Here is a 19,395-nt window from a genome sequence, read left to right as displayed (position 1 = left end):
CCGCAGGAGTGGGGCGCGCCTGCCGTCGCCCCACTCCTCGAAGCGCTTGGAGTCAGTTCCTCCACTGCTGCGCGGGGGAGACACCCGGCAGCGGCCTGCCGATCACGGCGAGCGGGATGAAGAAGCAGACCTGGCCGATGGCGATCGTCAATGTGGTGAGCGCCGTCTCGTCATAGTGCTTGGCCGCCTCGGCATACAGGTCGTCCGAGACGCGCTCACCGTGCGGATTCGGGGTGAGCACGGCCTCCACCAGCGCCAGCGCAACCCGCTCGGCGTCGGTGAAATAGGGGGCGTCCTGCCAGGTCGCCACCCCCGTGATCCGCTCCTCGGACTCACCGGCCTTGCGCAGGTTGCCGCTGTGCATCACGGTCAGATAGGTGTTGCCGACCAGCTGGCCGGCCCGCAGCTGCACCAGGCTGATGGTGCCCTGCGGAACGGAGCCGTTGCCGGTGGCCTTGAACAGCGCTCCGGTGACCGGACCGAACTCGGGGACGAGCTTGACGGGGTTGGACAGGCGCGGCTGCGTGGTCATGACGTTTCCTTCCGGAATCTTCGGGATGCTTCCGTCGCACTGACGGATCCCGGAGGGCGGATGTGACCGCCCGGCGTCATGGATGTCCGCGCGGACCTCAGGCGTCCTTCCCGCCCCCGTAGCGCCGCTCGAACTGGGCGATACGCCCCTCCGTGTCCACGGTCCGTGCCTTGCCGGTGTAGAACGGGTGGCTCTCGGACGAGATCTCCACGTCCACCACCGGATATGTCTCGCCGTCGTCCCACTCGATGGTCTGGTCGCTGGTCGCGGTGGACCGGGTCAGGAAGGCGTAGCCTGCGGCGCGGTCGCGGAAGACGACCTGGTGGTAGTCGGGGTGCTTGTGCTGCTGCATACGGTGCTCCTTGGCTGGTCGGCGGCTGGTCAGCCGGACAGGGCGTCCTCGTCGACGATGTGCATGGCCGCCTCCTCGGCGGAGGCCGCAGCGCCGTCGATGCCGACATCCCGGGCGACCAGGGCGCTCTCCTCGTCCTCGTGCGCGCCCTCGTCCGGTGCCACCAGACGGCCGGAGCGGGCGGCGCCGACCTCGTTGTCCAGGAGTTCGCCGTCGGTGCCCTCGCAGTCGCCGATGCCGTCGGTGTCGGGCATCACGACGTCCGGCAGTTCCTCGGCGAGCCGCTGGTCGAGGGTCTCCCCGTGCTGCCGCTCCGCCGCCGTCACATCGGCGCGCTCCACCGCCCATGGTCGGTCCGGAGGGGACCAGCCCCGGTCGAGGGGGTCGTCGACACCGTCGTTGACCAGAGTGTCCTCCACGTCGAGCAGCCCGGAGTCCTCCTGGATCTCTGATCCGTCGGGCTGGTAGACGTCGTCTCCCCATCCGTCGGCGCTGTTCACGGGTACCTCCAGGTGGTGGGGACGGGCCCGTTTCTCACCGCGCGGGGCTTCGGTGCGCCGTGACGCGGAGCACAGGCTGCGCCCGGGGGGAACCGTCGGTCCCAGGGCGCTCCCCGAGCCGGTGCCGATATCCAGCCTTCCACCCCTTTTCGGGACTGCGCAACGGCACGGCACCAGGGAGGTACGCAGCGCAGGCGGAAGCGGCTCCGTGGGGCATGCCCGAGAGTCGCGGGGCGCGGCCGACGTCAGCTGCGCAGCACGGCCGATGCCCAGACGTGGCCGCCGTCCCTCACCAGATCGACGCGGTCGATCGCGCCGGACGACCCGTACGCGATCCAGGTGGCCCGGCCGGACGCCGGCATCCACCACTGGCCGGCGGTACGGGAGGAGCCGTCCTTGAGGAGGAGCCGGCAGGTGTAGTGGGTGCCGGGCCGGCCGGCCGTGATCTGCATGACCAAGACGTGCTCGTGCCCGGCCCGGCTCGGTTCGACGGTGCCCACCCGCGCCCCGAGCCGGTGAGCAGCAGACCTCCGTGGTCGCTCGCGGTCACCTGGACCGGGGCCGACTCGTGGTGCAGGAGTGCGGTGCCGGCCGTGCCCAGGCACAGCCCGGCCGCGGCGGCAGCGGCGACCACCAGCGGGGTCCGGCGGCGGAGGCGGGCGGGGGAGGGGCGGCGCAGTTCCAGGTGGTCGAGGACCCGGGCGTCGAAGCCGGGCGGGGCCGCGACCGCAGGAGCCGCGGGCAGCACCGCGTCGACGGCCGCCGACAGGTCGTCGTAGGCCGTGCGGCAGGTGGCGCAGACCGTGAGGTGGCGCAGCAGCTCCGCCGGTACGCCGGGGAGGGTGCCGAGGGCCAGGGCGGTCAGTTCGTCCTCGTCAGGGTGTTCCATCGCGGCTTCCCTCCTTCAGTGCGTCGCGCAGCCTGCGCAGGCCGGTGCGGATGCGGGTCTTGGCGGTGCCCAGGGGGATGTGCTCGTGCCGGGCCACCTCGGCGGCGGTGCAGCCGCCGAGCACGGCGAACGCCACCGCCCGGGCCTGCTCGACCGGCAGGGCCCGCAGCCGGTCGAGGGCCCGCTCGCTCTCCAGGGTGATCAGGGCCAGCCGCTCCGTGCCGGCGGAGTCGTTCTCGGCCCGCAGGGTCACATCCAGGAGTCGCTCCATGGTCTCGGCCAGGACGGGAGTGGAGCGCCGCGCCCGCACGGCGTCGATCGCGGCAGCGGGGGAGGGTGATGGTCAGCAGCCAGGTGAGCGCCGAGCCCCGCCGGGGGTCGTAGTTCCCCGCGGCCCGCCAGGCCCGTACGAACACCTCCTGGCTCACGTCCTCGGCGAGGACCGGATCATGGGTCACCGACAGCGCCAGCCCGAAGACCGCGTCCTGGAAGCGGCACACGAAGGCGACCGCAGCCTGCTCGTCGCCCAGCGCGAATCCGGCGACGAGCGCGGCGTCGTCGACCCGGTCGGCACGCGGGAACAGCTCCACGTTCATATGTACGCACGGGAGCACCGAAAGGATTGACCGCAATCCACCCCATCCGTCCACATCACTCGCCCGTACAACCTCCGTCAGAAGGGACGGAGAGACCATGAGGCGAAGCAGGATCACCGTGGCGGGGATTGCACTTGCAGGTCTGGCGCTCGCCGGCTGCGGCGGCGGTGGTTACGGGTACTGACCCGGTCGCAGGCCGCTGGGCGGCAGCCTCCGACCGGGCCGGGAACGCTCACCCGTGCCACGACCGCCACAGCGCCGCATACGCGCCCTGCGCCGCGACCAGCTCGTCGTGGCTGCCGAGCTCGCTGATACGGCCGTTCTCGACGACGGCGATCACATCGGCGTCATGGGCGGTGTGCAGCCGGTGGGCGATGGCGACCACCGTGCGGCCGTCGAGGACGCGGGCCAGGGAGCGCTCCAGGTGGCGTGCCGCGCGCGGGTCAAGCAGCGAGGTCGCCTCGTCCAGGACCAGCGTGTGCGGGTCCGCCAGCACCAGGCGGGCCAGCGCGATCTGCTGGGCCTGGGCCGGGGTGAGCGCCAGCCCGCCCGAGCCGACCTCCGTGTCCAGACCGTCGTCCAGGGCACGTGCCCACCCGTCGGCGTCGACCGCGCCCAGCGCCGCCCACAGCTCGGCATCCCCGGCACTCGTCCGGGCCAGCAGGAGATTGTCGCGCAGGGACCCCACGAAGACGTGGTGCTCCTGGTTGACGAGGGCCACATGGGAGCGGACGCGCTCGGCGGGCATCCGGGACAGCTCGGCGCCGCCGAGGGTGATGCGGCCCTGTCGCGGTGCGTAGATCCCGGCGAGCAGCCTGCCCAGCGTGGACTTGCCCGCTCCCGAGGGGCCGACCAGCGCCAGCCGGGTGCCGGGGGCGACCTGCAGAGACACCTTCCGGAGCACGTCCACGCCCTCGCGGTAGCCGAAGTGCACCTGGTCGGCGTGCACGTCGCGCCCGTCCGGAGCCAGCGACTCCTCGCCGGCGTCCGGCTCGATGTCCCGCACGCCGACCAGCCGGGCCAGCGACACCTGAGCCACCTGCAGCTCGTCGTACCAGCGCAGGATCAGGTTCACCGGGTCGACGAGCATCTGCGCGATCAGCGCGCCCGTCGTCAGCTGGCCCACCCCGATCCAGCCCTGCAGGACGAACACGCCGCCGATCATCAACACCGAGGCGAGCACGGTCACATGGGTGAGGTTGATGACGGGGAAGAGCACGGATCGCAGCCAGAGCGTGTAGTTCTCCCAGGCGGTCCATTCCTTCACTCGGCGCTCGGACAGTTCGATGCGGCGCTCGCCGAGGCGGTGGGCCTCCACGGTGCGCCCGGCGTCGACCGTCTCGGCGAGAGCGGCGGCCACGGCCGCGTACCCGGCGGCCTCCGAGCGGTAGCCGGACGGTGCCCGCTTGAAGTACCAGCGGCAGCCGGCCACCAGCAGCGGCACGGCGACCAGCACGGCGGGTGCCAGCGGTGGCACCGTCACGACGAGACCGCCGAGCAGCAGCACCGCCCACACCACGCCGATCGCCAGCTGCGGCACCGCCTCGCGCATGGCGTTGGCGAGCCGGTCGATGTCCGTCGTGATCCGGGACAGCAGGTCGCCCGTGCCGGCCCGCTCCAGGACGCCCGGGGGGAGTCCGACCGACCGTACGAGGAAGTCCTCGCGCAGATCGGCCAGCATCCGCTCGCCGAGCATCGCCCCCCGCAGCCGCACCTGTCGCACGAAGGCGGCCTGGACGAGCAGCGCGAGGACGAACAGCGAGACGGTGAGCGGCAGATGAAGCTCCCGTGCGTTGTCCGACACCCGCTCGACCAGGTCGCCCAGCAGCCATGGGCCCGCCATCGAGGCGAGCACGGCTGCCGTGTTGACGGCGATCAGGGCCAGGAAGGCACGGCGGTGCCGGCGGAACAGCTCGGCCACATAGGCGCGTACGGTCGCGGGGGCGCCGACGGGCAGGGTGTGCGCTGTCGTCGGGGCCGCCGGATCGTACGCCGGTGGCGCCACGCCGATCATGCTGTCTCCTCGATCTCTTCCAGTTCTCTGAGAACGTCGTCGTCTTCGAGTACGTCGCTCCGGGCGGCCTCTTCCTCGGTCTCCCGGGTCACCACGGCCCGGTAGCGGGGCTCGGTGTGCGCCAGTTCGCGGTGCACGCCTACCGCGGCGACCTCGCCCTCGTGGACCAGGACGACCCGGTCCGCGTGGTCCAGGAGCAGCGGAGAGGAGGTGAACACCACCGTCGTGCGCCCCTCCCGAAGCGCGTGCACCCCCTCCGCGATCCGCGCCTCGGTGTGCGAGTCGACGGCCGAGGTCGGCTCGTCCAGGACGAGCACCTCCGGGTCGGTGATCAGGGACCGGGCCAGCGCGAGCCGCTGTCGCTGCCCGCCGGACAGCGAGCGTCCGCGTTCGGTGATCCGCGTGTCCATCGGGTCCGTGGCGTCCAGCGACCCCTGGGCGAGCGCCTCCAGGACGTCCTCGCACTGCGCGGCCGCCAGCGCGTCGGCGGCGGCGACGTGGCCCGAAGCGGGCACGTCGAGCAGCTCGCGCAGCGAACCGGACAGCAGCACCGGGTCCTTGTCCTGGACGAGCACCGCCTCGCGGGCCGTGTCCAGCGGCAGCTCGTCGAGGGGTACGCCGCCCAGCAGGACGGAGGTGCCCTGCTCGGCGGGGTGTCCGCCCAGCCGTTCGGCGAGCAGGCCCGCCGCGTCCGGGTCGCCGCACACCACCGCGGTCAGCCGGCCCGCGGGGGCGAGCAGACCGGTCGCCGGGTCGTACAGGTCCCCGGAGGGGACGTCGGCGGTGCGTGAGCCCTCGGTGTCCGTGGCCCGTTCCAGCGACAGCACCCGCGCCGCCCGCTTGGCGGAGGGCCGCGAGAAGGAATACGCCATGGCGATCTCCTCGAAGTGCCGCAAGGGATACGTCAGGACCATCACCGAGCTGTAGACGGTGACCAGTTCGCCGACGGTGATGCGGCCCTGGCGGGCCAGGTGGACGCCGTACCAGACGACCGCGACCATCAGCAGGCCCGGCAGGAGCACCTGGATCGCGGAGATCAGGGCCCACATGCGGGCGCTGCGTACGGCCGCGTGGCGGACCTCCTGGGAGGCACGGCGGTAGCGGTCGAGGAACAGCTCCTCGCCGCCGATGCCGCGCAGCACACGCAGTCCGGCGACGGTGTCCGAGGCCAGTTCGGTGGCCCGGCCCGCCTTCTCGCGCTGGACGTCGGCCCGTCGGGTCGCCCGGGGCAGGAGCGGCAGCACCGCGATCGCCAGCAGGGGCAGGCCCGCGGCGACGACCACGCCGAGTGCCGGCTGGTAGACGAGCAGGGCGACGCAGACCAGCACGACGGTGAGGGCCGCCGCGGTGAACCGGGAGACGGCCTCCACGAACCAGCCGATCTTCTCGACGTCACCGGTGGAGACGGCCACGACCTCGCCGGCCGCGACGCGCCGCGTCAGCGCCGAACCCAGCACCGAGGCCTTGCGCGCGAGCAGCTGCTGGACGCGGGCGGCGGCCGTGATCCAGTTGGTGACCGCGGCACGGTGCAGGAACGTGTCACCGAGTGCGGTGCCGAAGCCGGCCAGCGCCAACAGGGCGCCCGCGAGGGCCAGTCGGGTACCCGAGCGGTCGACGACGGCCTGGATGGCCGTGCCGACGCAGAAGGGCAGCGCCGAGACCGACGCGAAGTGCAGCAGGCCCCAGGCCAGCGACTTGAACTGACCGCCCAGTTGGTTACGGCCCAGCCACCACAGGAATCGGGGACCGGAGCGTGCGTCCGGCACGCCCGGGTCGGGATACGGAAGGTCTTGAATCTGCATGACGACTGACGTCCCAGTGGCTCGTGTCAGGGGGTGTGGGGGGAGCCGCGAACGGCGGCAGCAAACCGTGACAGGTTCGCGTCGCAGCGTGGTCGGAAGCAAACGGTTTTCCGTGGAGCCGTACAGAATGGCGCGATGCGAAAGATCGGTGCACCGCGTGCGGCGGCCGCGGCGGCGGCCCTGGGAACCCTTCTGACGGCCTTGACCGCGTGCGGTGGAGTTCAGGGCAACAGCACCGCAGAGGCAGGAGCCGCCGGCAATACGGTCGCCACGCGCGCGCGTACCGCCGAGGGCACCCGTGTCCCCGGCATCGGCGACCGCCTGCGACAGCGGATTCCCGCGAACTCGCGTCAGGTCGTGACGGTCTACGGCGCGGGCAGAGACTCTGCGGACTCCACGGTCGTGCTGTACACGAAGCACGGCTCGAGCTGGGAGCGGACCCGCAGCTGGCCGGCGCACAACGGCAAGCAGGGCTGGACGACCGACCATCACGAGGGCGACCGGCGCAGCCCCGTCGGCGTGTTCACCCTCACCGACGCGGGCGGCGTCCTGCCCGACCCCGGCGCGCGGCTCCCGTACACGCGCGACGCGTCCTTCGCGGCCCCGCGCCGGTGGGCCGCATCGCACTGGCACGACTTCGACTACGTCATCGCCATCGACTACAACCGCGTCAAGGGCACCGCGCCCAACGACCCGACCCGCCCCGAGGGTGACGCGAAGGGCGGCAGCATCTGGCTGCACATGGACCACGGCAGCGGTACGTCGGCCTGCGTCAGCCTGTCCAAGGCGGCGATGGAGTACCTGCTGCGCACACTCGACCCGGACCGGCATCCCGTGGTGGTGATGGGGGACAGGGGGGACCTGGGGGTCTGAGTAGATCGGGCAAATTCCCCTGCGGTTCGGCCGCGCCCAAAGGGGCTCGGGGAGCGCCCTGAAGGGAAACGGGGCTGCGTCGAACATGCGGCTACCGCCGCGTGGGCGCGACAAGCCACGACGGACCGGCAGACGACCGACGGCCAATGGCGGCACAGCCCGCGGAGCGCTGCGTACTTCTGACGGAGGCCTCATTGCCACGAGGTGCCAACCCCCCGTAGAACATCGGCCATGAAGAGACGGATCGTCATGTCCATGCTCGCCGGAGCGGCCCTCCTGGCGAGCACCCTCCTCGGGGCGGGGCCGGCTCGGGCCGCCGATGTGCCCGCCGAGTTCGGCACCGACTGGCACGACCCGGTGACGGCGGCTCCGCATGTCGACAGACCGATCGGCAAGTCCTGCCAAGTCACGCTCGCCGAGGCGCAGTTCAAGGACTTCACCCCCTACAGGGGAACGTACACACCCCCCGAGGGCTGCGGCGACCGCTGGAGCAAGGTGGTGCTGCGCCTCGACGGCAAGGTCAAGGGGCGGCAGTTCGACCGGCTCGGCTATCTGCACGTCGGCGGAGTCGAGATCCTCCGCACCTCCACCCCCGAGCCCTCGCCCGACGGCATCGCGTGGTCCGTCGAGAAGGACGTCACCCGCTACAGCGACACCTTCCGCAGCGGCCAGGACGTCGAGATGCTCATCGGGAACGTCGTCGACGACACCTACACCGGCGTGCTCGACGTCAAGGTCACGCTGACCTTCTACCCGGGCAAGCCGGCCGCAGCGCCCGCGGACAAAGTCCTCACCCTCGGCGACGGCAACACCCTCACCGCCCCGCGCAACAGCGAACGCATCCTCGCCGAGGTGTACGCCACCGGATCGGGCGGCGGCTGCGAGGAGTTCTGGTATCTGGCGGTGCCCGACAAGGCGCCGTACTCCTGCCAGGCCGACGGCGGACCGTACCGCGAGGTGCAGATCAAGGTCGACGGCCAACTGGCCGGAATCGCCGCGCCGTTCCCGCACGTGTGGACCGGCGGCTGGTCCAATCCGTTCCTCTGGTACGTCGTTCCGGCACCGCGCGCCTTCGACGTCAAGCCGATCGAATACGACCTGACACCCTTCGCGGGGCTGCTCAACGACGGTCGCCCGCACAAGGTCGACGTCTCGGTCGTGGGTGTGCCCGAGGGGCAGAGCGGCTGGAGCGCACCGGTCGATGTGCTGGTGTGGCAGGACGCCGGGCGGGCGCACGTGCCCGGGAAGCTCACCGTGGACCGGGCGGGCGACCTCGCGAACTCCTCGACGTATACGGCCGGTTCACCGGAGCGGGTGGACACCGAGGCCGGTCACCGGCTGACCGTCTCCGGATACGTCGACACCTCGCACGGGCGGGTGACCACCACGGTCGGCCGTACGCTCGCCAACACCTCCACCCACCGGTGGACCGACGGCGAGAACGTGGACGGGCTCGACGCCACATGGACCGACGACGAGTCGGTCACCGTCGACGGGCGGGGACCGGCCCGCACGACGCTCACCCACCGCACGTACACGATGAACGGCTCGACCACGATCGGTGACGACGCCCGGCTGCGCACCGTGCTGACGCTCGGCGACCGTGCCGCCGTCGTCGAGACGCGCGGTGGCCGGCGCACGGGCTGGTCGCGGCTGGACGACACGGTCACCGGCGACGCCACGTACACGACGGGCGTCCCGCGCGACCAGCGGCATGCGGTCGGCACGACGAGCGAGCGCTACCGGCTGTACGGCTCGGCGGGCTGCTACGACCACTCCCTGACGACCGTTCAGGGCGTGCTCTCGGGGGATCGGGACGGCTGCTGAGGCCAGTTGTGTGTGATGCGTCACACGGGGCGTGATTTACATGTCCGCAACACAGAGGTTGCGGGAGGGATCACCCGGAGCGCGAAAGTGATCGTCACGGAAACCGCTTTCCGTATCGCAGAAGTCCCCACGGCTTCTGTGAGGTTGACGTCCCCACTAGGAGTGCCCGTGCCGCCGTCCGTCCCGTCCGCCCCGCGACGTGTCGCACGCATACTGCGTACCTCTCTCTTCGTGCAGGTCCTCTGCGCGCTCGTACTCGGAATCGTCGTCGGGAAGGTGTGGCCCGGCTTCGCCGCGGATCTCCAGCCGCTCGGCGACGGTTTCACCCGGCTCATCAAGACGATCATCTCGCCGCTGGTGTTCTGCGTGGTCGTCGTCGGCATCGCCAAGGCCGGTGACCTCAAGGCCTTCGGCCGCATCGGGCTCAAGGCCCTGATCTGGTTCGAGGTCGCCAGCACCGCCGCGCTGATCATCGGCCTGGTCGCCGCCAACGTGGTCCAGCCCGGCTCGGGCATGCATGTCGACCCCTCCACGCTGAGTGCCAAGGCGGTCGACGCGAAGACGGGCGGCGGCGCGCTGCCCTCGACGACCGAGTTCATCGTCAACGCGCTGCCCACCAGTTTCATCGGCGCCTTCGCAGAGAACTCCCTGCTCCAGGTGCTCATCCTGGCCTGCCTGGTGGGCGCCGCGCTGCTGCACCTCGGCCACACCAAGGTGCCCCAGGTGCTGCCCGCGATCGAGCAGGCCCAGGAGATCATCTTTGCGATCGTCGGCTTCGTAATGCGACTGGCCCCGATCGCGGTGTTCGGCGCGATGGCCGTCCTGATCGGCCAGTACGGGCTCGGAGTGATCGAGACCTACGCCAAGCTGATCATCCTGTGCTACGTCGCCGCCGCGCTGTTCATCGCCCTGCTCGCCGTCGCCCTGCGCATGGTCACCGGGCTGAGTCTGTGGAAGTTCCTGCGCTACATCCGTGAGGAGATGCTCCTCGCCCTCGGCACCGCGTCCACCGAGTCGGTCATGCCGCGGGTGATGCAGAAGCTGCGCAAGGCCGGCGCCCGCGACGACGCGGTGGGCCTCGTGCTGCCCACCGGCTACTCCTTCAACCTCGACGGAGCCTCGCTCTACCTCTCCATCGGCACACTGTTCATCGCCCAGGCCGTCGGCGTCGACCTCAGCCTGGGCCAGCAGATCACCGTCGTCCTGGTGCTGATGCTCACCAGCAAGGGCATGGCGGGCATCCCCGGCTCCGCCTTCCTCGCCCTGTCCGCGACCGCCTCCTCGCTGGGGGCCATCCCGGCCGGAGCGGTGGCGCTGCTGCTGGGCGTGGACCGGATCATGGACTCGATGCGGGTGGTGACGAACCTGCTCGGCAACTGTGTCGCCGTGTTCGCGGTGTCCCGCTGGGAGCGGGCACTGGACGTGGAGCGGGCGAAGCAGGTGCTGAGCGGCGAGGCTGCCGAGGAGGCGCCGGTTTCCGAGGAACCGGTGCCTGTCGCCCAATAGCTCGGAGCGTTCTGTATCGCGGGCGGCTGCGGGTGATTCGTGGCTGGTCGCGCAGTTCCCCGCGCCCCTTCAGGGGCGCGGGGCTGCATCTATGTGCGGCTCCGCCGCGTGGGCGCGAGCGACCCCCACATACCCGCAGCCGCCCGCCTACCGTTTTGGCCCCCTACCGCAGTGCCTCTCAGGCGCCCCGTCCACCAGCGTGTCCAGCAGTCCGCCCAGGACAACACGCTGATCATCGCTCAGCGGAGCAAGGATCTCCGCCGCCGCGGACCTGCGCGCTCCCCGCAATTCGCGAAGCGCCTTGCGGCCGTCGTCCGTGAGCTCGATCCGGATCACCCGACGGTTGGTCGGATCCGGCACCCGCCGCACCTTGCCGCTCGCCTCCAGTCCGTCGACCAGTGTGGTCACGGCCCGGGGGACCACCTCCAGGCGCTCGGCCAGATCGGCCATGCGCGGCGGTGAGCTCCAGTGCGCCAGTGTGCGCAGCAGCCGGGACTGGGCCGGGGTGATGCCCAGGCCGCACTGCTCGATGTGCCGCTTCTGGATGCGGTGCACACGGCGGGTGAACCGCAGCAGTTGCTCGGCGAGCAGGCTGTCGGAATCGGGGGTGGCCATGCGGGAACAATATCAGGACCTAATTCATTGTGAGCGTAGGTAACAATGAGCTAAGCTCCGCCAGTCTTCGCCACCTCACTCCCTAGGAGTCCATTGCATCCCGATCGAGAACCCCGCTGGACACCGCCGGCCGATGCCAAGGAGCAACCCCGGCAGGTGCGCCGCATCCTGAGACTCTTCCGCCCCTACCGCGCCCGTCTCGCCGTCGTCGGCCTGCTGGTCGGCGCCGCCTCGCTGGTCTCCGTCGCCACCCCCTTCCTGCTGAAGGCGACCCTCGACGTCGCGATCCCCCAGGGCCGCACCGGCCTGCTCAGCCTGCTCGCGCTCGGGATGATCCTCAGCGCCGTCCTCACCAGCGTCTTCGGTGTGCTGCAGACCCTGATCTCCACGACGGTCGGCCAGCGCGTCATGCACGATCTGCGCACCGCCGTCTACGGCCGTCTGCAGCGCATGTCGCTCGCGTTCTTCACGCGCACGCGCACCGGCGAGGTCCAGTCCCGCATAGCCAACGACATCGGCGGCATGCAGGCCACCGTCACCTCCACCGCCACCTCCCTGGTCTCCAACCTGACCAGCGTGGTCGCCACGATCGTCGCGATGATCGCCCTCGACTGGCGCCTGACCGTCGTCTCGCTGCTCCTGCTCCCGGTCTTCGTGTGGATCAGCCGCCGCGTCGGCAGGGAACGCAAGAAGATCACCACCGAGCGCCAGAAGCAGATGGCCGCCATGGCCGCCACGGTCACCGAGTCTCTCTCCGTCAGCGGCATCCTGCTGGGCCGCACCATGGGCCGCTCCGACTCGCTGACGAAGTCCTTCGCCGAGGAGTCCGAGGACCTGGTCGAGCTCGAAGTGCGGTCGAACATGTCCGGCCGGTGGCGCATGGCCGTCATCACGATCGTCATGGCCGCCATGCCGGCCGTCATCTACTGGACCGCGGGCATCGCCCTGCAGGCGGGCGGCCCCGACATCTCCATCGGCACCATCGTCGCCTTCGTCTCGCTCCAGCAGGGCCTGTTCCGTCCGGCGGTCAGCCTGCTGTCGACCGGCGTGCAGATCCAGAGCTCGCTCGCGCTCTTCCAGCGCATCTTCGAATACCTCGACCTGCCCATCGACATCACCGAGCGGGAGAACCCGGTCCACCTCGACCGGATCAAGGGCGAGGTCCGCTTCGAGGACGTCGAGTTCCGCTACGACGAGAAGAGCGCCCCCACCCTCGACGGCATCGACGTCACCGTCCCCGCGGGCAGCAGCCTCGCGGTCGTCGGCCCCACCGGCGCCGGCAAGTCGACGCTCGGCTATCTGGTCCCCCGGCTCTACGACATCACCGGCGGCCGGGTCACCCTCGACGGCGTCGACGTCCGCGACCTCGACTTCGACACCCTCGCCCGCGCGGTCGGCGTCGTCTCCCAGGAGACGTACCTCTTCCACGCCTCGGTGGCCGAGAATCTGCGCTTCGCCAAGCCGGACGCCACCGACGAAGAGCTCCACGCGGCGGCCAGGGCGGCCCAGATCCACGACCACATCGCGTCGCTGCCCGACGGGTACGACACGATCGTCGGCGAGCGCGGCCACCGCTTCTCCGGCGGCGAGAAGCAGCGCCTGGCGATAGCCCGCACGATCCTGCGCGACCCGCCGGTGCTGATCCTCGACGAGGCGACCAGCGCCCTGGACAACCGCACCGAAGCGGCCGTACAGGAGGCCATCGATGCCCTGTCGGCCAACCGCACCACGCTCACCATCGCGCACCGCCTCTCGACCGTCCGCGGCGCCGACCAGATCGTGGTCCTCGACTCCGGCCGCGTCGCCGAACGGGGCACGCACGAAGAACTGCTGGATCAGGACGGGCGGTATGCGGCCCTCGTACGCCGGGATGCCCAACTGGAACCGACAGGCTGAAGATCTGTCGGGTTTATGGTGATATGCGGGTTACCGTGCCCGCATGCATCAGAACACTCCGCCACGGGGCACGATTCGACTGACGCGCCGGGGCAGACTCGTCCTCATCCTCCTCGCGACCGGAGCCGTGGTGGCCGGCGCCGCCGTGGTCGTGCCGCTGCTGACCGTGCGGCACGGCGTGGAGGAGGCCAAGCCCGCCTCCCTGGTGATCCCGGAGGGCTGGCGCGCGAGTCAGGTCTACGGCGCCGTCGACAAGGCCCTCGCCCTGCCCACCGGCAGCACCGAGAAGGCCCTGGCGAAGGCCCGCCTGAAGCTGCCGAGGGACGCGGCGGGCAACCCGGAGGGCTACCTCTTCCCCGCGACCTATCCCCTCACGAAGAAGACGACGCCCGAGTCGCTGCTGTCGTTCATGGTGAACACCGCCAACAAGAAGTTCAACGGCGCGCCGGTCGCGGCCGGCGCGCAGCGCAACGCGATGAACGTCTACCAGGCGGTCACGGTCGCGAGCATCGTGCAGGCCGAGGCCGCCTCGAAGGCCGACATGGGCAAGGTGGCGCGGGTCGTCTTCAACCGGCTCGAGCGCGGGATGCCGCTGCAGATGGATTCCACCCTCAACTACGCCCTCAAGCGCGCCACCCTGAAGACCAGCGCCGACGACACGAAGCTCGCCAGCCCCTACAACTCCTACCAGCGGATGGGCCTGCCCCCGACGCCGATCGACAACCCGGGCGAGGAGGCGATGCGCGCCACGATCAACCCACCCGCGGGCGACTGGCTGTACTTCGTCACGGTCAGGCCGGGCGACACCCGCTTCACCGCAGACTTCGCCGAGCACCAGCGCAATGTGGCCGAGTTCAACGCCCTGCAGAACAGCCCCGCTCAGCAGCAAAGCCCAGCTCAGCAGCAAAGCCCGGCCCAGCAGAACGCCCCCGCCCAGCAGAACAGCCCGGCCCAGCAGAAAAGCCCCGCTCAGCAGCAAAGCCCGGCCCAGCAGAACGCCCCCGCTCCGCAGGCCACGAAGTAGCCCGCGGGGCGGTCGTCAGGCGGCGACGGGCTCGGTCGGCTGCCCGGCCAGAAGCCGCCGAATGTCCCGTACGGCTGCCCGGCCCGCACGGTTGGCGCCGATGGTGCTGGCCGAGGGGCCATAGCCGACGAGATGGACCCGCGGATCGGCGACCGCACGCGTGCCCTCGACGCGGATCCCGCCGCCCGGCTCTCGCAGCCGCAGCGGCCGCAGATGGTCGATCGCCGCCCGGAACCCGGTGGCCCACAGGATGACGTCGGCCTCCACCCGCCGCCCGTCGTTCCACTCCACCCCGTCCGGTGTGATCCGGTCGAACATGGGCCGACGGTCGAGGACCCCGTCCGCGATGCCCTGCCGGATCGCGTCGTTGAGCGGCAGCCCGGTGACCGAGACGACACTCTTCGGCGGCAGCCCCTGCCGCACGCGCTCCTCGACGAGCGCCACGGCCGCCCGCCCCACGTCCTCGCTGAAGGGGCCCTCACGGAAGACCGGCGGCCGCCTGGTCACCCACGTGGTGGCAGCCGCATACGGGGCGATCTCCAGCAGATGCTGCGTACCCGAGGCACCCCCGCCCACCACGACCACCCGCTGCCCGGCGAACGCCTCGGGCCCGGGATACTGTGCCGTGTGCAACTGCCGCCCCCGGAAGCTCTCCTGACCGGGATAGCGCGGCCAGAACGGACGGTCCCAGGTACCGGTCGCGTTGATCAGCGCCCGCGTCGACCAGTCGCCGTCCGAGGTCTCGACGAGCAACCGCCCGCCCGCGCCCTCCCGCACGGCACGCACATCGACGGGCCGCCGGACCCGCAGGTCGAAGGTGCGCTCGTACGAGGCGAAGTACTCGGCGATCACCTCGGACGAGGCCCGCGCCGGATCGGCGTCGGTCAGCTCCATGCCCGGCAGCGCATGCATGCCGTGCACCTTGCCGTACGTCAGCGACGGCCACCGGAACTGCCAGGCGCCGCCCGGTCCGCGGGAGTGGTCCAGCACCACGAAGTCGCGCCCCGGCTCGAAACCGGTGCGCCGCAGGTGATAGGCGCTGGACAGACCCGCCTGACCAGCGCCCACGACGACTACCTCGACCTCGCGCGCATCGTTCACGCTTCCACCAACCGCGCGGAAGCCGTGGATCTTCCCGCGGCGGGTCCGTGGTGTGCCGAATCACCGCCCGCCCGCGACGAGGGGTCAGGGCCCGGGAGAGTGTGAGGCGCTCAGCCCTCGGACGCCCGGGCTGGCGTGGTCGAGGCAGGCAGCTCGCCGTTGTAGCGGGTGTCCACGAAGTCGGCGAAGTCGACCTTCTTCGGGATGAGCTTCAAGTCGGTGAAGGCATCGGCGATCTGCTGCTCGGAGGCGATGAGCGGCTTGTCGACGGCGACCGAGATCCGGGTGGCGTTGGTGCGCCGCACCGAGGCCAGCGCCACCTCGTACGGCAGACCGGTGTCCTTCGCCCAGACCTTCGCCCACTCCTCCTGGTGGCCGTAGACCCACGCCGTGGCCCGCCGCAGCCGCTCCAGATAGTCCTTGATGGCGGCGGCCTTCTTCTTGTCCTGCAGCGCACTCGGCGCCGCCACCTGGAAGGTCAGGCCGTTGGTGATGCCATCGCCGGTGGTGAGGACACGCCCCTGCTTGGCCTGCAGGATCTGCGAGGTGTACGGGTCCCACACCGCCCAGGCGTCCACCTTGCCGGAGGTGAACGCGGCCAGCGCGTCGGCCGGCTGCAGATACTTGACCTTGACGTCGCTCAGGCTCAGCCCGGCCGCCTTGAGGGAGGCGACCAGCTGGTAGTTGGCGGACGAACCCTGCGCCACGGCGACCGACTTGCCCCTGAGGTCCTGGGGCTTGGACAGCTTGGAGCTGTTGGGTACGAGGATGGCGTCGCCCTTGGAGGTGCCGTGGAAGGCGGCCACGACCGTGATCTTCGAGCCTGCGCCGGCGGCGAAGACCGGGGGGGTGTTGCCGACGCCGCCGATGTCGACGGCCTTGGCGTTGACGGCCTCCAGCAGCGGCGGTCCGGAGGTGAAGGTGGACCACTTGATCTTGTAGTCGAGGTTCTTGAGCTCTCCGGCGGCCCGCAGGATGGCCTCGGAACCGCCCTTCTGATCCCCGACGTTGAGGGTGAGAGAGCCCTTGCCGTCGGTGTCGGTCCCCGTGCTCGCGGACGAGTTCCCGCCGCAGGCGGTGAGCAGGAGAGCGAAGGGGAGGAGCAGAGCGGCAGGGGCGAGACGTCGTCGCATGGGTGGATCCGTTCTGTGCAACTGAGTTTGGAGGAGGAGGAGGAGTTCAGGCGGCTTCGGCGGCAGTGTCGACGCCGAGCCGTTCCAGCAGCCCGGCGCGCAGCTCGGCGAACCGGGGGTCGGTGATGTCGCGCGGCCGGTCGAGAGCGATCTCCTGCTCGTGCGCGATGACGCCGTCGTCCATCACCAGGACGCGGTCGGCGAGCAGGACGGCCTCCTCGACGTCGTGTGTGACCAGCAGTACCGCGCAGCCCCGGCGCTGCCACAACTCGCCCACCAGGCGCTGCGCCTTGATGCGGGTGAGCGCGTCGAGCGCGCCGAACGGCTCGTCGAGCAGCAGCAGATCGGGTTCGCGGACCAACGCCCGTGCGAGGGAGGCGCGCTGGGCCTCGCCGCCGGAGAGGGTTTTGGGCCAGGCGTCGGAGCGGTGGCTCAGGCCGACCTCGTCCAGGGCCTGTTCGGCGACGGCGCGTGCGGGTTTGCCGGGCAGTCCGAGCAGGACGTTGCGCCACACCTTCTTCCAGGGCATCAGCCGTGGCGCCTGGAAGGCGACGGCCTTGCGGCGCGGCACCAGAACGGTGCCCTCGATGTCGCGGTCGAGGCCCGCCAGGATGCGCAGCAGGGTGGACTTGCCGCAGCCGCTGCGGCCGAGCAGGGCCACGAACTCGCCCGGACGCACGTCGAGTTGAAGGTTGTCGATGACGGTACGACCGTCGAAGGAGCGGGTCAGCCCCTCGACCCGTACCGCGGTCTGCGGGGTCACCGGCCGGTGAACGTCGGTCGCCATTGCAGCAGCAGCCTTTCGAGGGAGCGGACGACGAAGTCGGCCAGCAGGCCGAGGAAGGCGTAGACGATCAGGCAGACCACGATGACGTCGGTTTGCAGGAAGTCGCGCGCCTGCACCATCAGGAAGCCGATGCCGGAGTCGGCGTTGACCTGCTCGGCGAAGACCAACGCCAGCCAGGCGATGCCGAGCGAGTAGCGCAGCCCGGTCAGCGCGCCGGGCAGCGCCCCCGGCAGCACGACATGCCGCACGAGCCCCCAGCGGGACAGGCCCAGGGACTCCCCGGCCTCGATCAACTGGGCGTCCACGCCGCGGATTCCGGCGTACACGTTGAGGTAGAGCGGGAAGGTCACGCCGAGCGTGATGATGGCGACCTTAGGGGCCTCGCCGATGCCGAACCAGATGATGAACAGCGGGATCAGACCCACGAACGGCACAGTCCGGAGCATCTGCACCGGCGCATCCACCAGATCCTCGCCGATCCTGAACAGGCCCGAGACCAGGGCGAGTCCGGTTCCGACGACGGTGCCCAGCAGCAGCCCGAACGCCACGCGCTGCAGCGAGGTGCCCATGGCGGAGGCCAGCGAACCGTCGCCGATCAGATCCCCGGCGACCTGCGCGATCCGGCCGGGCGAGGCGAGGACGTCCGACGCCAACACACCGGTGGAGCTGAGGAGTTGCCACAGGGCGAGTAGCAGGAGCGGTCCTGCGGTGCGGCGCAGCCAGCGCGGGACGCGGGTGTGGCGGGAGGATGCGGGGACGATGGGGATGAGGTCCAGGGATGCCGGGTCGGGGATGCCGACATCGGCTCCCTTCGGTGCGGATATGGAGGAAATATCGGGTTCGGAGGAGCCAGGCGGGGCATGGCTGATGCTCATGGGTGCTCCATGGGGAGGAGAGCGTCCGGTGAGGGAGGGGGTACGCGCCTCAGCGCCGCCACGTCACGCGGAGCGTGCGGGTACGGCGCAGTACAGGCAAGGGGGAGTGTGAAAGGTGGGGAAGGCGTCAGCAGCCGCGGCGACACGCGGCGGAGGCCACCCGCAGCAGGTCGATGTGACCGCGCGTGGTGAGCATGGCTGAACGCAACATGCGGCGAAAGTAGCCAGGTCGTCCGTGCACGGTCAATGGCGTCTCGCGGACTGGACCACCCATATCGGCAGGCGAACCGCCGTTGACCTGCGAAACCCGGCGTATGGGTCAGGATGGGGTGCATGTCAGATGCCTTCACCACCCGAGTCCTGAACGTCGCCACCGGCTCCACGGAGCAGGTCGTCGACCTGACGCGCGACTGCGAGGCCTTCCTGCGGGAGGCGGCCGCAGGCCGCGACGGCCTCCTGAACGTCTTCGTCCCTCACGCCACGGCCGGAATCGCGATCCTCGAAACGGGTTCCGGCAGCGACGACGACCTCCTTGCCACCCTCCACACCCTTCTCCCCGCCGACGACCGCTGGCAGCACCGCCACGGCAGCCCCGGCCACGGCCGCGACCACGTCCTCCCGGCGCTCGTACCGCCGCATGCGACGCTGCCCGTGGTGGGTGGCCGGCTGGAGTTGGGGACTTGGCAGTCGGTGTGTCTGGTGGATACGAACAGGGATAATGCGGAGCGCAAGGTGCGTTTCTCGTTTCTTGCGGGCGCCTGACTGCAACCTCGGTCTCCGGGCGACTCATTTCCTCGGTACCGGAGCCCAGGTTTAACCCTGAACACCTGCACCGCGGTGCACGTGCGCCGGGATGGGGGACCCGGCGCGGTGGCGGACGGAACCTGCACAACCCCTCCCTGCGGGCACACCTCTCCAAGAGCACCCGTGAATGTGCGAAGCTGGTTTTCCGATCACGAGGACGGTGCTTCTCCGTGTCACGGCGTCAGCCGGGCGCACACCCCGTAAGCCCGATCCGTGCCGCGTCCGGTGACGTCCTGCCGTCGGAGCCGTTCCAGCCTGGGAGCGGTGAG

The 19,395-nt window shown here is 70.7% G+C and carries 20 protein-coding genes and 1 pseudogene; 7 read left to right on the top strand and 14 right to left on the bottom strand.

What is annotated here, in order from left to right; all coding sequences use genetic code 11:
- Nucleotides 1-52: 52 nt before the first annotated feature.
- The 6 genes and pseudogenes from EDD92_RS06680 to EDD92_RS52085 all read right to left on the bottom strand — a co-directional run.
- The gene (locus tag EDD92_RS06680) at nt 53-532 is read right to left on the bottom strand and encodes a carboxymuconolactone decarboxylase family protein (protein WP_123963448.1); all 480 of its coding nucleotides are present in this window, start codon (nt 530-532) and stop codon (nt 53-55) included.
- 97 nt (nt 533-629) lie between these two features.
- A complete protein-coding gene (locus EDD92_RS06675) occupies nt 630-884 on the bottom strand; it encodes a type B 50S ribosomal protein L31 (protein ID WP_123963447.1) in 255 nt (84 codons plus the stop codon).
- 29 nt (nt 885-913) lie between these two features.
- Nucleotides 914-1,384 carry a DUF5709 domain-containing protein gene (locus tag EDD92_RS06670; protein WP_123963446.1) on the bottom strand — a complete coding sequence of 157 codons (471 nt, stop codon included), beginning with the start codon at nt 1,382-1,384 and terminating at the stop codon, nt 914-916.
- Between the two features lie 289 nt (nt 1,385-1,673).
- On the bottom strand, nt 1,674-2,273 hold the full coding sequence (locus EDD92_RS06665) for a hypothetical protein (protein ID WP_123963445.1): 600 nt from the start codon (nt 2,271-2,273) through the stop codon (nt 1,674-1,676).
- Entirely contained in the window at nt 2,260-2,583 is a 324-nt protein-coding gene (locus EDD92_RS52090; protein ID WP_311736758.1) for a sigma factor-like helix-turn-helix DNA-binding protein, read from the bottom strand. Before EDD92_RS52090 ends, EDD92_RS06665 begins: the two co-directional genes overlap by 14 nt.
- Before the next feature lie 55 nt (nt 2,584-2,638).
- Nucleotides 2,639-2,731 (bottom strand): annotated as a pseudogene (locus tag EDD92_RS52085) (sigma factor); the annotation flags it as partial.
- Between EDD92_RS52085 and EDD92_RS50950 the strand changes: the two are divergent.
- On the top strand, nt 2,723-2,899 hold the full coding sequence (locus EDD92_RS50950; RefSeq protein WP_260327398.1) for a hypothetical protein: 177 nt from the start codon (nt 2,723-2,725) through the stop codon (nt 2,897-2,899). The pseudogene EDD92_RS52085 and the gene EDD92_RS50950 overlap by 9 nt on opposite strands.
- A 202-nt stretch (nt 2,900-3,101) precedes the next feature.
- Here EDD92_RS50950 and EDD92_RS06655 read toward each other — a convergent pair whose 3' ends face one another.
- Both EDD92_RS06655 and EDD92_RS06650 read right to left on the bottom strand, forming a co-directional pair.
- A complete protein-coding gene (locus EDD92_RS06655; protein ID WP_123963444.1) occupies nt 3,102-4,883 on the bottom strand; it encodes an ABC transporter ATP-binding protein in 1,782 nt (593 codons plus the stop codon).
- Nucleotides 4,880-6,685 (bottom strand): ABC transporter ATP-binding protein, encoded by a 1,806-nt coding sequence (locus EDD92_RS06650; RefSeq protein ID WP_123963443.1) that lies wholly within the window; start codon nt 6,683-6,685, stop codon nt 4,880-4,882. The genes EDD92_RS06655 and EDD92_RS06650 overlap by 4 nt, the downstream gene beginning before the upstream one ends.
- Nucleotides 6,686-6,820: 135 nt before the next feature.
- On the opposite strand from EDD92_RS06650, the gene EDD92_RS06645 reads away from it, so the two are divergent.
- The 3 genes from EDD92_RS06645 (at nt 6,821) to EDD92_RS06635 (ending at nt 10,891) form a co-directional block, all read left to right on the top strand.
- A complete protein-coding gene (locus EDD92_RS06645) occupies nt 6,821-7,558 on the top strand; it encodes a L,D-transpeptidase family protein (RefSeq protein ID WP_123963442.1) in 738 nt (245 codons plus the stop codon).
- Nucleotides 7,559-7,789: 231 nt separating this feature from the next.
- Nucleotides 7,790-9,385, top strand: a complete 1,596-nt coding sequence (locus EDD92_RS06640; protein WP_260326374.1) for a peptide-N4-asparagine amidase — start codon at nt 7,790-7,792, stop codon at nt 9,383-9,385.
- Nucleotides 9,386-9,553: 168 nt separating this feature from the next.
- Nucleotides 9,554-10,891: a cation:dicarboxylate symporter family transporter gene (locus EDD92_RS06635; RefSeq protein ID WP_123963441.1), complete on the top strand. Its 1,338-nt coding sequence runs from the start codon at nt 9,554-9,556 to the stop codon at nt 10,889-10,891.
- A 147-nt stretch (nt 10,892-11,038) separates the two neighbouring features.
- On the opposite strand, the gene EDD92_RS06630 is transcribed toward EDD92_RS06635, so the two are convergent.
- Nucleotides 11,039-11,506, bottom strand: a complete 468-nt coding sequence (locus tag EDD92_RS06630) for a MarR family winged helix-turn-helix transcriptional regulator (RefSeq protein ID WP_123963440.1) — start codon at nt 11,504-11,506, stop codon at nt 11,039-11,041.
- Between the two features lie 93 nt (nt 11,507-11,599).
- On the opposite strand from EDD92_RS06630, the gene EDD92_RS06625 reads away from it, so the two are divergent.
- Both EDD92_RS06625 and mltG read left to right on the top strand, forming a co-directional pair.
- Nucleotides 11,600-13,402: an ABC transporter ATP-binding protein gene (locus EDD92_RS06625; protein WP_123963439.1), complete on the top strand. Its 1,803-nt coding sequence runs from the start codon at nt 11,600-11,602 to the stop codon at nt 13,400-13,402.
- Between the two features lie 43 nt (nt 13,403-13,445).
- Nucleotides 13,446-14,426 (top strand): endolytic transglycosylase MltG, encoded by a 981-nt coding sequence (gene mltG / locus EDD92_RS06620; protein ID WP_123963438.1) that lies wholly within the window; start codon nt 13,446-13,448, stop codon nt 14,424-14,426.
- Nucleotides 14,427-14,441: 15 nt separating this feature from the next.
- Here the strand turns inward: mltG and EDD92_RS06615 are convergent, their stop codons facing one another.
- The 5 genes from EDD92_RS06615 to EDD92_RS52385 form a co-directional block, all read right to left on the bottom strand.
- Entirely contained in the window at nt 14,442-15,527 is a 1,086-nt protein-coding gene (locus EDD92_RS06615; RefSeq protein WP_123963437.1) for an NAD(P)-binding domain-containing protein, read from the bottom strand.
- 110 nt (nt 15,528-15,637) lie between these two features.
- Nucleotides 15,638-16,660, bottom strand: coding sequence for an ABC transporter substrate-binding protein (locus EDD92_RS06610; RefSeq protein WP_123963436.1), 1,023 nt, complete (start codon nt 16,658-16,660; stop codon nt 15,638-15,640).
- Nucleotides 16,661-16,706: 46 nt separating this feature from the next.
- On the bottom strand, nt 16,707-17,447 hold the full coding sequence (locus EDD92_RS06605) for an ABC transporter ATP-binding protein (RefSeq protein WP_123963435.1): 741 nt from the start codon (nt 17,445-17,447) through the stop codon (nt 16,707-16,709).
- On the bottom strand, nt 17,420-18,322 hold the full coding sequence (locus EDD92_RS06600) for an ABC transporter permease (protein ID WP_123963434.1): 903 nt from the start codon (nt 18,320-18,322) through the stop codon (nt 17,420-17,422). Before EDD92_RS06600 ends, EDD92_RS06605 begins: the two co-directional genes overlap by 28 nt.
- 127 nt (nt 18,323-18,449) lie before the next feature.
- The gene (locus EDD92_RS52385; RefSeq protein WP_351286961.1) at nt 18,450-18,518 is read right to left on the bottom strand and encodes a putative leader peptide; all 69 of its coding nucleotides are present in this window, start codon (nt 18,516-18,518) and stop codon (nt 18,450-18,452) included.
- Between the two features lie 137 nt (nt 18,519-18,655).
- On the opposite strand from EDD92_RS52385, the gene EDD92_RS06595 reads away from it, so the two are divergent.
- Nucleotides 18,656-19,084, top strand: coding sequence for a secondary thiamine-phosphate synthase enzyme YjbQ (locus EDD92_RS06595; protein WP_123963433.1), 429 nt, complete (start codon nt 18,656-18,658; stop codon nt 19,082-19,084).
- Nucleotides 19,085-19,395 lie beyond the last annotated feature (311 nt).

This window comes from Streptomyces sp. TLI_185 (assembly GCF_003814765.1).
Classification (GTDB): domain Bacteria; phylum Actinomycetota; class Actinomycetes; order Streptomycetales; family Streptomycetaceae; genus Streptomyces.
Note: the sequence above shows the minus strand (reverse complement) of the source record. Positions and strands in the feature narration are given on the sequence as shown.